We start from the raw sequence: 14,834 nt of genomic DNA on the forward strand, positions 1-14,834 counted from the left end.
ATCACATCGACGAGTAGGCGACGATGCCGCGGCGGACACCGTCGAGCGCGGTGCGGGCGGTACGGGCCGTCTCCGCGTTCGGGGCGACGATCGAGAGCTGATCCAGCAGATCGATCGTCTGCTTGGCCCAGCGGACGAAGTCGCCCGCCGCCATGTCGGCGTCCTCCAGCACGGCGTCGAGCGCGCTCCCCCGTGCCCAGGCGTGCATCGCGCCGGCGAGACCGGCGGAAGGACGGTCGGATCCCGGCAGCCGGTTGTCGTGCTCGAGGTCGTCGAGTTCGGCCCAGAGCTCCTGCGTGCGCTCCCAGGCGATCCTGAACCGGCCTCGCGGCAGGTCGCGGGGGTCGATGGAGCCGTCGTCCCGTCGCGGCTCGTAGACGAGCGCGCAGGCCATCGCCGCCAGCGACGGCGCATCCAGGCCGTCCCACAGGCCGCGCCGGAGCGACTCCGCGACGAGCAGGTCGCGCTCACCATAGATGCGCTGCATGGTGCGCCCCGCATCGGTGAGCGTCAGCGCGTCGCCGCTCCCCTGCACGTAGCCGACCTCGGTGAGCACGTCGAGCACACGGTCGAACACTCGGGCGACCGTGCCGGTGCGGTTCTCGATCTGGCGGCGTGTGCGGTCGGTCTCTCGTTTGAGCTTCCAGTACCGCTCGGCCCAGCGCGCATGCTGCTCACGATCGGGGCACCGGTGGCAGGCGTGGCGCTGCATCGCGCGGCGGAGCGACTCGATCTGATGCAGCCGCTTCTCGCGCACGCCTCGAGGCGCCTGCTGATCGGCACGGTTCTTCTTCTCCAGGTCGCTGAGCTCGCGCCTGATCCCCGAGTACTCCGTGAAGTCGCCTCGGTCGCACGTCATCGACCCGAGGTAGCCCTCCAGCGACGTCTCGGCCTCGCGCACCGTGCGTGCGAGGCCCACGACGGCACGATCCGCCTGGAACTGCGCGAAGGACGATTCCAGGACCTGGCGGGAGCGATTCCGCCCGAACCGGTCGAGCAGGTTCACCGCCATGTTGTACGTGGGCCTGAAGCTGGAGTTCAGCGGGTAGGTGCGCCGCGAGGCGAGTGCGGCGACGGCCTGGGGATCCATGCCCTCGGTCCACTGCACGACGGCGTGGCCCTCGACGTCGATCCCGCGACGGCCGGCGCGGCCGGTGAGCTGGGTGTACTCCCCCGAGGTGATCGCGACGCGCGCTTCGCCGTTGAACTTCTCCATGCGTTCGAGCACCACGGTGCGGGCCGGCATGTTGATGCCCAGCGCGAGCGTCTCGGTCGCGAACACGACCTTGAGCAGGCGCTGCTGGAAGAGCGCTTCGACGATCTCCTTGAACGCGGGCAGCAGCCCCGCATGGTGCGCGGCGACGCCGCGTTCGAGGTTGTCCAGCCAGTCCCAGTAGCCAAGCACGGCCAGATCCTCGTCGCGCAGCGTGCGGACGCGGTCTTCGACGATCGCACGGATCTCGCGCCGCTCCTCCGCCGTGGTCAGCCGCAGCCCGGAGCGGCGGACCTGTTGCACCGCCGCGTCGCATCCGACCCGGCTGAAGATGAAGAAGATCCCCGGTAACAGGTTCGCGCGGTCGAGGAGATCCACGACCTGAGGGCGGTCGAGCCGTTCGATGCGGCGGACGTTGGCAGAGCGCACGGGGCGCTTGCCGCCTCGTTGCGGACGCCGCCCCTGCGCTCCGGCATGGCGCGCGCTGCGGTACTGCTGCGCGTCGCGGTTGCGTTCGTAGTTGGCGCCGCCGAACGAGCGGATCCGCAGCAGCTCCTGGTTGACCTGCGCGGTGGCGATCCCGGCACGGTCGTCGAACAGCGGCAGCAGATCGTCCCGCACGAGCACGTGCTGTTCCAGCGGCACAGGGCGGGTCTCGGAGACGATGACCTCGGTGCCGCCGCGGACGGTGTCCAGCCAGTCCCCGAACTCCTCCGCGTTCGACACCGTCGCACTGAGCGCGACGAGCCGCACGCTCTGCGGCAGGTGGATGATGACCTCTTCCCACACGGCGCCGCGGAACCGGTCGGCGAGGTAGTGCACCTCGTCCATGATCACGTAGCGGAGATCGTCGAGAGCGCGGGAATCCGCGTAGATCATGTTGCGCAGCACCTCGGTGGTCATGACCACGATGCGCGCGGAGCCGTTGATGTTGACGTCTCCGGTGAGGAGTCCCACCTGGTCGGCCCCGTAGACCTCGACCAGCTCACGGAACTTCTGATTCGACAGCGCCTTCATCGGCGTGGTGTAGAACGCCTTGTCCGACAGGGTCGACATCGCCTGATGGATCGCGAACTCGCCGATGATCGTCTTGCCGGCACCGGTGGGCGCGGCGACGAGGACACTGCTGCCGCGCTCCAGGGCATGGCAGCCCTCGACCTGGAACGGATCCAGCTGGAAGCGCTGCATCGCCGCGAACGATGTCGTGGCGGGGTGGTCCTGAGCGGCGCGGGCGGCGGCGTAACGATCCGCCGGTGAGGTCATACCGTGGGCTCCTCGAGGAACTCCTGCTGGCGCTTGTGCTTGCGCTTGTCGAAGAGCAGCGACAGGCCGGCCGCCGCGAAGTACAGGACGATCAGGATGCCGGCGAGCATCAGCATGCTCACCACATCGGCCGCGGGCGTCGCCAGAGCGGCGAACAGGCAGGCGATGAGGATCGCGATCCGCCATGCCTTCAGGATCGCTCGCCCGGACATGATGCCCGCGAAGTTCAGCGCCACGAGGAACACCGGGATGATGAACGAGACCCCGATGACGATCATCAGCTTGAAGACGAAGTCGTAGTAGTCCTGCGCGTTGTACAGGTTCTGCGCGCCCTCAGGCGTGAAGCCGGCCATGAGCTCGATGATGTGCGGCATGACCAGGACGCCCACGTAGCAGCCGGCGAAGAACAGCGGCACCGCGGAGGCGACGAAGCCCACGGTGTACCGGATCTCCTTCTTCGTGAGTCCGGGCATGATGAACGCCCAGATCTGCCAGAGCCAGACCGGCGCGGACAAGAAGATGCCGATCGAGAAGGCCATTCGCATGCGCAGGTCGAAGGGCGCCGTCACCGATGAGAAGGTGAAGCCGACGAGATCCTTGCCTCGTTCCTTCGCCACCTGCCGGATCGGCTCCGTGACGAAATTGAGGATCGGGTCGGTGATGAAGAACGCGATGACCATGCCGATGATCAGCGCGGCCGCAGCGATGACGAGTCGCTTGCGCAACTCGATGAGATGCCCCGCGAGGGGCATGGTGCTATCGCGACGCGGCTTCCGCCCCTTCGTCGCCGGTGACGCGTCGGTCACGCCCGTCAGCGCTGGGTACCGGCGTCGTGCGGCGGGTTGACAGCGCTGGTGTCGGCGACGTTCGGTGCGGCGGTCGGCAGCGCGGTGGTCGCGGGCGCCTGCGTCGAAGCAGCGGTGGCGGCATCCGTCGCAGCGGCGGCGTCGTCGTCCTTCATGGCCTTCATCTCACCCTTGAAGACGCGGGCCGACTGCCCCATGCTCTTCGCGAGCGCGGGAAGCTTGGCCGCGCCGAACAACAGCAGGATGACGGCGAGGATGATGACCAGATGCCATCCGTTGAGTCCGGCGAACATGATGATCTCCCTTGATGGATCGGGTGTTGCGCCACAGTCTACCGTGACTGCGGGGTGGTTTGTTCGGAGTACAGCGCAAGTGCTGCGATCGCCCATTCGCGAGCGGCGGATCGCGCCGACGCAGGCTCCAGGATCTCCACCGCGCCGCCGAAGCGGGCGGCCAGCCGCTTCAGGCTGAGCGGATCCCCCACGTGCAGCGTAGCGGTCATGGAGCCGTTCTCCACGCCGGCCTCGGCGCGGCGCAGATAGTCGCGCAGCAGCGGGGCGAGGCGCTCCGGGAAGCGGATCACCGCCTCATCGCTCTCGCCGTTCCCGGCGAAGAGCTCAGGGACGGGTTCGTCTCCGTGCGTGATCGGGATCTCGGTGAGCCGCGGCTCGCTGACACGGTCGAGATGGAACGTGCGCATCGCACGGCGCAGATGACACCAGCCCTGCAGGTACCACTGGCCATTGGTGATCAGCACCGTCACCGGGTCGACCGTGCGCGTCGTCGGCGCCGCATCGGGCGCACGATAGGTGAAGGACACCGCCACGTGCTCCTGCAGAGCGGTCGCGACGACCGTGCGGACCTCGTCGACCGGCCCCGGCGCGACGATGACATCGGCGGGCAGCCCGGCGGCTCCGCGGGACAGCTTAGCGATGAGCCCCTGCACCACGCCCGACTCGGCGACACCCGGCACTGCCGAGGCCAGCTGCAGCCCGGCGACCAGCGCTGCGGCCTCGCGCGCCGTGAACTTGGGCACGCGGCGCAGTCCCACGTCGTTCGTGATCTCGATGATGCCCTGCTCGTCGAGCAGGTCCCAGTTGATGTCGAACAGCTCCTGCGGCGCCTGCCAGTAGCCCTCGTCGCCGGGCAGTCCGATCACGGTGAGCTTCTCGACCATCGCCCGCATCTGGGCCTCGGTCATGTCGAACTCGGCCGCGGCCTCGGCCAGCGACACCTCGCCGCGCTCGAGCAGGTAGGGCACGAGCGTGAGATAGGCACGGACGCGGTCCGAGCTCAGCAGAGGTCTGCGCTGCGCCATCATGCCCCGCCCTTCGCGTCGGAGTGCGCGGCGGCCGCGGCGCGCAGGCGCACGATCACCGCATCGCGGAGCACCGCGGGCTCCACCACGCGCACCTCCGGTCCGTAGGAGGCCAGCTCGTCGGCGAGGATGTGCAGATCCACATACGGCACGCGGATGCCCTGCAGCGCCGGTTCCGCACGCCGTCCCAGGCGCAGCGCCGCTTCGGTGCCCGGTGTGATCTCGAGCAGCGCGGAGTGCGCGGCGGCGACGGCTTCCAGGCTTGCGAGCGCCCGCTCCCCCGCGCCTTCGCGCAGTTCGGCGGGGAACGCATCGCTCGTGACCTTCAGGTCGCCCACGATGCGGGTCAGCAGGAACATGCGGTCGCCCTCGGCGTCCACGTCGCGTCCGAAGACGTGCCAGCGCGCCTCGTACTCGACGAGCGCGAGCGGCTGCACGCGCCGTCGGCGGGGTGCCTGCTCCCCCGGCTTCAGGTAGTCGAAGACCACGACGACGCTGCGTTCGATAGCCCCCTGCAGAGGAGCGAAGGCGGCGTCACGGGCCGTGATCCGGGGCGCGAAGCCGATGATCGGCTCGTCCACGTCGATCCCCAGCGCGCGGATCTTGCGCACACCCGCCTGGGCGTCGGCGGACAGCGATTCCTCACTCCACACGCTTCCGGCGAGACGCAGCACGGCGAGCTCGGCCGGCGTGAACTCGATGTCGACCGGCAGGTCGTATTCCGCTTTCGGAATACGGTAGCGGGCCTCGCGGAGGTCATTCGGGTCGGCGTGGTCGCCGAGCGTCTCGATCGGGATGCCGAGCGCTCGCAGCTCGTCCTTGTCCCGCTCGAACATCTTGTCGAGCGCGTCTGCTCGACCCTCCGCGCGCTGGCGATAGCCCGAGACCGAGGCGAGGATCTGCTGCTTGGTCAGGCCGATCTCCGTGGCCATGAGCGCCACGACGAGATTCGTCAGGCGCTCCTCCGCGGGGATCCGTTCCGCCATCTACTGCCCCGTCGCGGAGGAGTTGTCGATCCCGAGGATGTCGACGACGATCGCCTGCGTGCCGTTGCCGTCCGAGCCGGTGCTCTGGCCGGCCGCGGCCGGGGGCACGATCAGGAGGACCTGGGATCCGACGGTCTGGCCCTCGATGCCGGCCGCGCCGGAGATCACGGCGGACTGCGAGTCCCACGTGCTGTTGACGACCTTGCGGGTGTCCCAGTCCACGCTCGTGAACTGCACGCGGACGCCGTCGGTCTTCTTGACCTTCGCGCCGTCGCCGTGGATGAGCGTCTGCACCACCTGCTTGGTGGGCTTCTTGGCGTCGGGGATGATGACGCCGGGGCGGCCGTCGGGAGCACGCACCACGGTCGGAAGGCCGAGCGCGTCGTTGTACTCCAGCGAGCCCTCGGCGTGCGGGAGGAACACCGTGCGCACATCCACGACGCCGACCGCAGCTCCCTTCGCTGCCGTCCCCGCGGGGAACCCGATGAGCAGGCGCGAGCCGGCCTTGGCGCACTCCAGCGCGTCGCCGAGCACCTTCGCCTGAGAAGCGAGGGTGTTGACATCCGCGACGGCGGTCGTCCCGTCGAAGCCGGTCGCACCGATCCGCTGCCCCGTCTGCGCGTCGTAGAGCGCGATGTCGGCCACGAACGGCTGGTTCTTCGTCGTGATCGCGGCACCGGTGCCGTGGATCAGGTCGTCGACGCTCGCCTTCTGCACCTTCGTGGGCAGCGACAGGGTGACCGACGGCTCCTTGCCGAAGTCGCCCTTCACCGTCACGGAGTTCGTGAGCGCGGAGGAGGTCGGCATCTCGGAGCAGGCCTGTCCCGCGAAGGACGGACCAGCGGAGCAGCCGGCCAACGCGAGGGCGGCGAGGCCGAGGGTGATCAGAGCAGCGGCAGTCTTACGCACGCGCTCCAGTCTAAGCGGACGGATCCGCGCTCCCCGCCGCATCCTCATCCGCGTCGCCCGAAGCGGCAAGCCTCGCGCCGCCCGCCGCGCGCTGCGCCTCACGGACGCGCTTGCGCAGGTTCTTGTCGGTGATCTCGCGATCGCCCACGGCACCGGGGGTCCACTGCTCCACGTCCTCGTCGCCGTAGCTCGGCTTCTTGGCGGCGCGGCGCTTCACATCGGGCGGGATGGCACCCGGCGCGAGCCGGCGCGCCGTGATGAGGAACCCCGTGTGCGCGACCATGCGGTGATCCGGGCGCACGGCCAGACCCTCGACGTGCCACCCGCGGACCATGGTCTCCGACGCCTCGGGCTCGGTGAACAACTCCGTGGCGCGCAGGTACTCCGCGACGCGGGACAGCTGGGTCGCGGTCGCGATGTAACAGAGCACCACTCCGCCCGGCGCGAGAGCCTCGGCCACGGCGTCGATGCACTCCCAGGGGGCGAGCATGTCCAGCACCACGCGGTCGACGGCACCTGCGGCGAATTCGGTGGAGAGCTGCTCCTGGAGATCGCCCACGACGATCCTCCACGTGTCCGGCAGCTCGCCGAGGAACGTCTCCACGTTGGCGCTCGCGACCTCGGCGAAGTCGTCCCGGCGCTCGAACGAGACCAGGCGCCCGGCGGGTCCGATCGCACGGATCAACGACAGCGACAGCGCGCCGGATCCGACGCCGGCCTCGACGACCGTCGCGCCGGGGAAGATGTCGGCCTGGGTGAGGATCTGCGCCGCGTCCTTCGGGTAGACGATGGCGGCGCCACGGGGCATCGACATCACGAAGTCGCGCAGCAGCGGGCGCAGGGCGAGGTACTCGTTCCCGGAGCTGTTCGCGACGACGGATCCGTCCGGCAGACCGATCAGATCACGGTGACGCAGAACGCCGTGGTGCGTGTGCAGCTCGCCGTCCTCGCGCAGCGTGACCGTGTGCATCCGGCCCTTGGGGCCGGTCAGCTGCACGCGGTCGCCCTCGCGGAACGGACCGCTGGGCCGCTGCGCGCTCACAGTGCGGCCTCGGCCCTGGCGGCGCGGACGCGGGTGAACTCGGCGGCGAGATCGTCTACCCCGCGTCCCGCGAGCGTGTCCCAGAGCGCATCAGCGTCGAGACCGTCGAGCCCGACGATGTGCGGCACGCCGATCGCGACGGTACGGGCGGACACGGCGGCCTGCAGCCCCGTGCGCGAGTCCTCGAGGGCCACGGTGTCGGCGATGTCGACGCCGAGAGCGTCCGCCGCCTGCAGATAAGGGTCGGGGAAGGGCTTCGGGCGCTCGACGTCGTCGCCGCCGACGATCACGTCGAAGGCGTCGAAGCCGATCAGCGCGACGATGTCCTCGGCCATCCGCCGCAGCGACATGGTCACCAGGGCGGTGCGGACGCCCGCGTCGCGCAGTTCGCGCAGCAGTTCCCTCGCCCCCGGCCGGAACGGCACGCCGTCCTGCTGCAGGCGCACCCGCACGCGCTCGGTGAGCTCGTCGACGATCTCCTGGGCGCCCATCTTCACGCCGGCGCCCTGCAGGATGACCGCGCTGTCGATCAGACCGTTGCCGACCAGCTGCAGCGCCTGCTCGTGCGTCCAAGTGCCGCCGAAGGACTCGATGAGATCGGTCTCGGCGTCCATCCAGTACGGTTCGGTGTCGACAAGGGTTCCGTCCATGTCCCAGAGGACCGCGCGAGGGTGCTGATTCACTCCCCCATCGTACCGGCGGCCCGCACCCCCGACGGTGGCGGGGACTAGCCTGGACGGAACACACGGCGCAGGTCGCCGCAGGAAGGAACACAGTGCAGGTACTCGGGAACCGGATCATCGTCGCCGCCTTCGACGGCTGGAACGACGCCGGCGAGGCCGCGTCCGCCGCCGCCGAGCAGATCGACGACGGCGGCTTCGATGTCGTGCACGCCGCCGACCCTGAGCTGTACTTCGACTACCAGTGGGCTCGTCCGACACTCGAGCGCGATGAGGAGGGCAACCGCAGCCTGCGCTGGCCCTCGGCGCGGATGCTGCGGCCGACCGCGGTCTCCGACGGCACCGAGCCGCGGCTGTGGCTGCTGACCGGCACCGAGCCCGCACGCGCCTGGCAGGCGTTCAGTGCGGAGTTCATCGACGCCGCCCTCAGCGAGGACATCACGGGATTCGTCACGCTTGGCGCGATGCTCTCGGACGTGCCGCACACGCGCCCGATCTCGATCTTCGCCTCGAGCGAGAACGCCGAGGTCCGCGAGGCGCTCGGCATCGAGCGCTCCACCTACGAGGGGCCCATCGGGATCCTCTCCGCGCTGGAGCACTCGGCGGAGCAGGCCGGGATCCCCGCACTGTCGCTCTGGGCCAACGTGCCGCACTACGTGCAGACCGGTGGTTCGTCGCCCAAGGCCACGCTCGCGCTCCTCGACCGGCTGCACGAGGTGACCGGCGTCGACGTCCCGCGCGGGACGCTCGCCACCGAGGCAGCCATGTGGGAGGCCACGATCGACGCGGCCGCCGCGGAGGACGAGGAGATGGCCGCCTACATCGCGCAGCTGGAGACGAAGCGCGACACCTGGGATTCGCCCGACGCCTCTGGCGAGGCCATCGCTCAGGCCTTCGAGCGGTTCTTCCGCCGCAACGGCGAGGGCCCGGGCGAGCACAAGCGCTGAGCCGCCGGTCCCCGAGCCTGTCGAGGGGCCCGGGATCCGGTCGGCGTCGCCGGCCGACGCGTCGTCAGGGCTTGATCACACCCATCGCGAGCAGGACGATCAGCACGATGCCGAGCAGGATCCGGTAGACCACGAACGGCAGGAAGCTGCGCTGCGAGATCCAGCGCATGAAGAACGCGATCACACCGAGCCCCACGACGAAGGCGATGCCCGTGGCGGCGAGGGTCTCGCCGGCGGAGAACACGCTCGGCTCGCCGATGCTCTTGACCGCCTGGTACACACCGGATCCGAAGACCGCGGGGATCGCGAGCAGGAAGGCGTAGCGGGCGGCCGCTTCGCGCTCGTAACCGAGCAGCAGTCCGGCGGTGATGGTGCCGCCGGAGCGGGAGACGCCGGGGATCAGGGCGAGGGACTGCGCGAGCCCATACACGATGCCGTGGCCGAGAGTGAGGTCCTTGAGCTTGCGCCGCCGCGCCCCGATCGCGTCCGCGACCCCGAGCAGCACGCCGAACACGATCAGCATGATCGCGACGAGCCACAGCGAACGGAACACGGTCTCGATCTGATCCTTGAACACGAGGCCCAGCACCACGATCGGGATGCTGCCGATGATGATCAGCCACCCCATCCGGGCGTCGGGGTCGTTACGCGGAATCCGGCCGATCAGGGCCAGCCACCAGTTGCCGACAATGCGCACGATGTCGCGCCAGAAGAACACCACGACGGCCGCCTCCGTGCCGATCTGGGTGATCGCGGTGAACGCGGCGCCGGGATCCTGCGCGCTCGGCAGGAAGGCGCCGACGATGCGGAGATGCGCGCTGGAGGAGATGGGCAGGAACTCGGTGAGTCCCTGGACGATCCCCAGGAAGATGGCTTCGAGAAGGTGCATGGATCGCTTTCGCGTCGTGCGCAGGCTCGCGCGGTTCGGTCGGTCGGTGGGCGGTCGGAGGACCCGCGGCAGGTGCTCAGTAGGTCCGCAGGAGATCGGTGAGGACGCGCTGCCCGAACACCAGGGACTCGATCGGCACCCTCTCGTCCACGCCGTGGAACATGCCGGTGAAGTCGAGATCGGCGGGAAGCTTCAGAGGCGCGAAGCCGTAGCCGGTGATGCCCAGGTAGGCCAGCGCCTTGTTGTCGGTGCCCGCGCCGAGGAGGTAGGGGATGACGGGGACGCCCGGATCGTGACGTTCGAGAGCCGCGACCATGGCTTCGACGAGAAGGCCTGCGAACGGGGTCTCCATGCCGATGTCCTGCACGACCATCTCGATCTCGATGTCGTCACCGACGAGTGCGCGCAGCTGCGCGAGCACGTCCTCCTCCTGACCGGGGATCACGCGCACGTCGATGAGCGCCTCGGCGCGCTCGGGGATCACATTGTGCTTGTAGCCGGCCTGCAGCACGGTCGGGTTCGTCGTCGTGCGCAGCGTGGAGCGCAGGAACGCCTCCGCCGGGCCGGCGGTCGCGGCGAGGGCATCGGGGTCGTCCACCGGAAGACCCGTCAGGGCGCTCATCCGGTCGAGGAATTCGCGGGTGGTGTCGGTCAGCTGGATTGGCCACGACGTGCGGCCAATCGCCGTCACCGCCTCGGCGAGCCTCGTGACGGCGTTCTCCGGGTGGAAGCGGCTGCCGTGCCCCGCACGTCCCTTCGCGATGAGGCGGATCCACATCAGCGCCTTCTCCCCCACCTGGAGAAGGTACGCACGCTGGTCTCCGACGGGGATCGAGTAGCCGCCGACCTCGCTGATCGCCTCGGTCGCACCGGCGAACCACTCGGGGCGGTTCTGCACGACGAGGGCCGAGCCCTCGACGCCGCCGTTCTCCTCATCGGCGAAGAACGCCAGGATCAGGTCACGCTCCGGCTGCTCCCCCGCGCGCAGGATCTCCGCCACGGAGGTGAGGATCATCGCGTTCATGTTCTTCATGTCGACCGCACCGCGGCCCCAGAGCATGCCGTCCTGCACGATGCCGGCGAACGGATCCACACGCCAATCGCCCGCCATCGCGGGCACGACGTCGAGATGGCCGTGCACGACCAGCGCCGGCTTGTCCTTGTTCCTGCCCGCCACGCGCGCCATGACGTTCGTACGCCGCGGGATCGGCTCGTAGAACTCCGGCTGAAGCCCGAGCGATTCCAGGTAGGCGCCGACGTACTCCGCGGCTTCGCGTTCGCCCTTCGCGTCACCGCCGCCGAAGTTGGAGGTGTCGAAGCGGATGAGCTCGGCGGCGATCCGCGCGACCTCGGGAAGTTCGGCATCCGACTGGGGCATGCGTCCAGGCTACCCAACGGCCGAGGGCGATCCGGAGCCCGGGATCTCCTGCCGACCTGGGCGACGCGCCCGACATGCACCGCGGTTCGAGGGGTCACACGGAACGTGATAGTGTCATTCTTCGGTTGGGAACAGCCGAAAACACCAGCGCGGGTGGCGGAATAGGTAGACGCGCTAGCTTGAGGTGCTAGTGCCCGAATAGGGCGTGGGGGTTCAAGTCCCCCCTCGCGCACGCTGGTGAGAAGGCCCGGATCGAAAGATCCGGGCCTTCTTCGTGTCTGGGCGCAGCGCGTGGACCCGACGTATGCGCGAGTGTCGTGGCAAGCGAAGAGCCGGGATCGACGACCCCGGCTCCTCCGTTGTGCAGAGCGCGTCAACCCACGCTGACGTTGAACAGCAGGCCCAGCGCATAGGTCACCGCCGCAGCGCCGAAACCGATCGCCAGCTGGCGCAGGCCTCGTCGCAGCGGCGGGCCCCCGGAGAGCACGCCGACGGTCGCGCCGGTGCCGAGCAGCGCGATGCCGACGAGGGCAAGAGCCACCAGCACCGCGGGCAGCCCCTGCATGCCGAAGATCCAGGGCAGCACCGGCACGATCGCGCCGGATGCGAACAGCAGGAAGCTCGAGATCGCTGCGGGCCACGCGTTGCCGATGATCTCGTGCTCGTCGCCGCCCTCGGAGGGCACGCGCAGCGGACCCGTGGCGCGCTGCGCCAGGCCCGCCTTCGCGGCGCCGACGACGCGGCGAGCACGCTGCAGAGACTCGTCGGCGTCCATGCCCCTGGCACGGTAGACGAGCGCGAGCTCGTTCTCGTCCAGATCGAGGTCGCTCGCAGTGGCGTCGCCGTGCCCGTTCTCCTCTGTCGCTTCGAGCAGCTCGCGCTGCGAGCGGACGGACACGAATTCGCCGGCACCCATCGACAGGGCGCCGGCGAGCAGGCCCGCGAAGCCGCTGAACAGGACGAGGCCGCTGCTCGCCCCTGTCGCCCCGATGCCCAGCACGAGAGCCAGGTTGCTCACCAGGCCGTCGTTCGCGCCGAACACCGCTGCCCGGAACGAGCCGGAGAGCTGGCGCCGACCGCGGGCGGCAAGGCCTCGGACGACTTCGAAATGCACCTTCTCGTCGGCGCGCATGGCCGGAGTGGCATACACCTCGGCGTCGTACGGGGACCGCGCCTCCGCGCTCTGGGCGAGCGCGAGCACGAAGATGGAGCCGAACCGTCCGGCCATCCAGCCGAGGGTCCGCGTGCGCAGACCCGGTCGCGGAAGCCGGGCGGGCTCTCCGCCGAGCAGCGCGAGCCAGTGCGCCTCGTGGCGCCCCTCTGCGGCCGCGAGCTCGAGCAGGATCTCGCGCTCTTCGCCCTCCCGGCGCTGAGCGAGCTGCTGATAGACGTGCGCCTCGGCGCGCTCCTCCACGAGGTAGCGCGCCCAGCGGCGGCGGTCGGCCGCGGTGGGTTCGGCGTGGGCGGTTTCAGGCTTGTTCATGAAGTCCTTCACGGATCGAGGCAACCGCTCAACGCTATCGAGGCGAGGGCCTGGAATCCGCGCCAGGACGGGGATTGACAGCATTTCGGGGATCCGAACCGGGCGCTGCCGGGCGCGTCCTCGCACCACCCGCGGGGCGGGTCTGCTCAGGCCCGCACGCGCCGCCGGAGCAGGTCGATCCGTGACTGCAGCTGGGTCACCGTAGCCTGGGCGACCGCCGGACCGCCGCAGAGCCGGCGCAGCTCCGCGTGCACGGCGCCGTGCGGTTCGCCGGTCTGCTTCGCGTAGACGCCGACGAGGCTGTTGAGCAGCTGCCGCTGTTCGCGCAGGGTGCGGTGCAGCGGCTCCGGCAGCGTCGTCGTCTGCGCCGGAGCGGCGGCCTCGCGCGCTTCCCGCAGCCGGGATTGCCGGGATTGACGTTGCATGAGCAGCTCGTGCACGTGCTCGGGTTCGAGAAGACCCGGGATCCCGATGAACTCCTCCTCCTCGGGCGTGCCGGGCTCCGCGAGCTGACCGAACTCCTTGCCGTCGAAGACCACACGATCGAAATGCGCGAGCGAGGAGATCGCCTGGTAGCTGAACTCCTGGGTGAGCGCGTCCGAGGCCTCGTCCTCACGGTTCGCGCTCTCCAGCAGCGAGTCCTCGAGACCGTCGTCGTCCTTGGACTGGCGGTCCAGGGCATGGTCGCGCTGCTTCTCGAGCTCGTTCGCGAGCTTCATCAGCACGGGGACGTTCGGCAGGAACACGCTCGCCGCCTCGCCGCGACGACGCGCGCGCACGAAGCGGCCGATCGCCTGGGCGAAGAACAGCGGCGTCGACGACGACGTGGCGTACACCCCGACGGCCAGACGCGGCACGTCCACGCCCTCCGACACCATCCGCACCGCGACCATCCAGCGGTCGTTTGAGGAACTGAACTTCTCGATGCGCTCCGACGCCGTCGCATCGTCGGACAGCACCACAGTGGCGCGCTGCCCGGTCAGCGAGTGCAGGATCTTCGCGTACGCGCGGGCCACGGTCTGGTCGGTCGCGAGCACGAGGCCGCCGGCGTCGGGCACGTGCTGGCGGACCTCGGTGAGCCGGCGGTCCGCGGCCGACAGCACGGCGGGCATCCACTCCCCCTCCGGATCCAGCGCGGTGCGCCAGGCCTGAGAGGTGACATCCTTCGTGTTGTCCTGACCGAGATGCGCTTCGAGCTCGTCGCCGGCGCTCGTGCGCCAGCGCATCTTGCCCGCATACATGTGGAACAGCACGGGCCGCACGACGCCGTCCTGCAGCGCCCGCCCGTAGCCGTACGCGTAATCGGTGCTTGAGATCCGCGCACCGGACTCGTCGGGAAGGTAGTCGACGAACGGGATCGGCGCGGTGTCGCTGCGGAACGGGGTGCCGCTGAGCAGCAGCCTGCGCCGTGCCGAGCCGTACGCGTCGCGGATCGCATCGCCCCAGCTCAGCGCGTCGCCGCCGTGGTGCACCTCGTCGAGGATCACGAGGGTGCGCCCGCCCTCCGTGAGGTGCTTGTGCACCGAGGACTTCGCGGCGACCTGCGCGTACGTCACGACGACGCCGTGATACTGGCGTGACGGTGCCCAGTGGCTGTTACGGAAGCGCGGATCCAGCCGGATGTGCACGCGCGCCGCGGCGTCGGCCCACTGCGTCTTGAGGTGCTCGGTCGGGGCGACCACGATGACGCGGTCGATCTCGTTCGTGTGCAGCAGCTCGACCGCGAGCGTGAGCGCGAACGTCGTCTTGCCTGCGCCCGGCGTCGCGGCGACCAGGAAGTCGCGGCGCTCGGGGATGCGGAAGTACTCCTCCAGCGCTTCGCGCTGCCACGCTCTCAGCCTGTCGGCGGTACCCCAAGGGGCGCGCTGGGGGAAGGACGGAGAGAGCATGGGATTCCACGATAGACGAGGCGCCTGACAT

General features: G+C 69.7%; 13 protein-coding genes and 1 tRNA gene. 2 read left to right on the plus strand and 12 right to left on the minus strand.

The annotated features are described in order from the left end of the window. Position 1: 1 nt before the first annotated feature. From CQ044_RS06895 to CQ044_RS06930, 8 genes are read right to left on the minus strand one after another with little or no spacing between them, the layout of a single operon-like run. Positions 2 to 2,476: an RNA helicase gene (locus tag CQ044_RS06895; protein WP_105687779.1), complete on the minus strand. Its 2,475-nt coding sequence runs from the start codon at positions 2,474 to 2,476 to the stop codon at positions 2 to 4. After that, the gene (gene tatC, locus CQ044_RS06900) at positions 2,473 to 3,228 is read right to left on the minus strand and encodes a twin-arginine translocase subunit TatC (protein WP_105687780.1); all 756 of its coding nucleotides are present in this window, start codon (positions 3,226 to 3,228) and stop codon (positions 2,473 to 2,475) included. Before tatC ends, CQ044_RS06895 begins: the two co-directional genes overlap by 4 nt. Positions 3,229 to 3,287: 59 nt before the next feature. Continuing rightward, entirely contained in the window at positions 3,288 to 3,575 is a 288-nt protein-coding gene (gene tatA / locus CQ044_RS06905; RefSeq protein WP_105687781.1) for a Sec-independent protein translocase subunit TatA, read from the minus strand. A 38-nt stretch (positions 3,576 to 3,613) separates the two neighbouring features. Beyond that, positions 3,614 to 4,603, minus strand: a complete 990-nt coding sequence (locus CQ044_RS06910) for a YafY family protein (RefSeq protein ID WP_105687782.1) — start codon at positions 4,601 to 4,603, stop codon at positions 3,614 to 3,616. Continuing rightward, positions 4,600 to 5,586 (minus strand): YafY family protein, encoded by a 987-nt coding sequence (locus CQ044_RS06915; protein WP_105687783.1) that lies wholly within the window; start codon positions 5,584 to 5,586, stop codon positions 4,600 to 4,602. Before CQ044_RS06915 ends, CQ044_RS06910 begins: the two co-directional genes overlap by 4 nt. Then, positions 5,587 to 6,495 carry an FKBP-type peptidyl-prolyl cis-trans isomerase gene (locus CQ044_RS06920; RefSeq protein ID WP_146116750.1) on the minus strand — a complete coding sequence of 303 codons (909 nt, stop codon included), beginning with the start codon at positions 6,493 to 6,495 and terminating at the stop codon, positions 5,587 to 5,589. A 10-nt stretch (positions 6,496 to 6,505) separates the two neighbouring features. Beyond that, a complete protein-coding gene (locus tag CQ044_RS06925) occupies positions 6,506 to 7,537 on the minus strand; it encodes a tRNA (adenine-N1)-methyltransferase (RefSeq protein WP_105687785.1) in 1,032 nt (343 codons plus the stop codon). Continuing rightward, positions 7,534 to 8,220 (minus strand): HAD family phosphatase, encoded by a 687-nt coding sequence (locus CQ044_RS06930; RefSeq protein WP_258133188.1) that lies wholly within the window; start codon positions 8,218 to 8,220, stop codon positions 7,534 to 7,536. Before CQ044_RS06930 ends, CQ044_RS06925 begins: the two co-directional genes overlap by 4 nt. 92 nt (positions 8,221 to 8,312) lie before the next feature. Between CQ044_RS06930 and CQ044_RS06935 the strand changes: the two genes are divergently transcribed. Next, positions 8,313 to 9,164: a PAC2 family protein gene (locus tag CQ044_RS06935; RefSeq protein WP_105687786.1), complete on the plus strand. Its 852-nt coding sequence runs from the start codon at positions 8,313 to 8,315 to the stop codon at positions 9,162 to 9,164. A 64-nt stretch (positions 9,165 to 9,228) separates the two neighbouring features. Here CQ044_RS06935 and CQ044_RS06940 read toward each other — a convergent pair whose 3' ends face one another. Both CQ044_RS06940 and CQ044_RS06945 read right to left on the minus strand, forming a co-directional pair. Further along, complete coding sequence (locus CQ044_RS06940; RefSeq protein ID WP_105687787.1) at positions 9,229 to 10,053, minus strand: undecaprenyl-diphosphate phosphatase; 825 nt, start codon at positions 10,051 to 10,053, stop codon at positions 9,229 to 9,231. A 76-nt stretch (positions 10,054 to 10,129) separates the two neighbouring features. Continuing rightward, positions 10,130 to 11,431 carry a M20/M25/M40 family metallo-hydrolase gene (locus CQ044_RS06945; protein ID WP_105687788.1) on the minus strand — a complete coding sequence of 434 codons (1,302 nt, stop codon included), beginning with the start codon at positions 11,429 to 11,431 and terminating at the stop codon, positions 10,130 to 10,132. Positions 11,432 to 11,578: 147 nt separating this feature from the next. On the opposite strand from CQ044_RS06945, the gene CQ044_RS06950 reads away from it, so the two are divergent. Then, positions 11,579 to 11,663: transfer RNA gene (locus tag CQ044_RS06950), tRNA-Leu, on the plus strand. Positions 11,664 to 11,804: 141 nt separating this feature from the next. Here CQ044_RS06950 and CQ044_RS06955 read toward each other — a convergent pair. After that, complete coding sequence (locus CQ044_RS06955; protein ID WP_105687870.1) at positions 11,805 to 12,914, minus strand: VIT1/CCC1 transporter family protein; 1,110 nt, start codon at positions 12,912 to 12,914, stop codon at positions 11,805 to 11,807. Positions 12,915 to 13,060: 146 nt separating this feature from the next. Next, the gene (locus CQ044_RS06960; protein ID WP_105687789.1) at positions 13,061 to 14,803 is read right to left on the minus strand and encodes a DEAD/DEAH box helicase; all 1,743 of its coding nucleotides are present in this window, start codon (positions 14,801 to 14,803) and stop codon (positions 13,061 to 13,063) included. Positions 14,804 to 14,834: the final 31 nt, after the last annotated feature.

Source organism: Microbacterium sp. MYb64 (assembly GCF_002979495.1).
Classification (GTDB): Bacteria; Actinomycetota; Actinomycetes; order Actinomycetales; family Microbacteriaceae; genus Microbacterium; species Microbacterium azadirachtae_A.

Excerpts from the sequence above, each read along its gene's own strand:
- CQ044_RS06895 (WP_105687779.1), bottom strand. The coding sequence starts at position 2,476 with ATGACCTCACCGGCGGATCGTTACGCCGCCGCCCGCGCCGCTCAGGAC.
- tatC (WP_105687780.1), bottom strand. The coding sequence starts at position 3,228 with ATGCCCCTCGCGGGGCATCTCATCGAGTTGCGCAAGCGACTCGTCATC.
- tatA (WP_105687781.1), bottom strand. The coding sequence starts at position 3,575 with ATGTTCGCCGGACTCAACGGATGGCATCTGGTCATCATCCTCGCCGTC.
- CQ044_RS06910 (WP_105687782.1), bottom strand. The coding sequence starts at position 4,603 with ATGATGGCGCAGCGCAGACCTCTGCTGAGCTCGGACCGCGTCCGTGCC.
- CQ044_RS06915 (WP_105687783.1), bottom strand. The coding sequence starts at position 5,586 with ATGGCGGAACGGATCCCCGCGGAGGAGCGCCTGACGAATCTCGTCGTG.
- CQ044_RS06940 (WP_105687787.1), bottom strand. The coding sequence starts at position 10,053 with ATGCACCTTCTCGAAGCCATCTTCCTGGGGATCGTCCAGGGACTCACC.
- CQ044_RS06945 (WP_105687788.1), bottom strand. The coding sequence starts at position 11,431 with ATGCCCCAGTCGGATGCCGAACTTCCCGAGGTCGCGCGGATCGCCGCC.
- CQ044_RS06955 (WP_105687870.1), bottom strand. The coding sequence starts at position 12,914 with ATGAACAAGCCTGAAACCGCCCACGCCGAACCCACCGCGGCCGACCGC.
- CQ044_RS06960 (WP_105687789.1), bottom strand. The coding sequence starts at position 14,803 with ATGCTCTCTCCGTCCTTCCCCCAGCGCGCCCCTTGGGGTACCGCCGAC.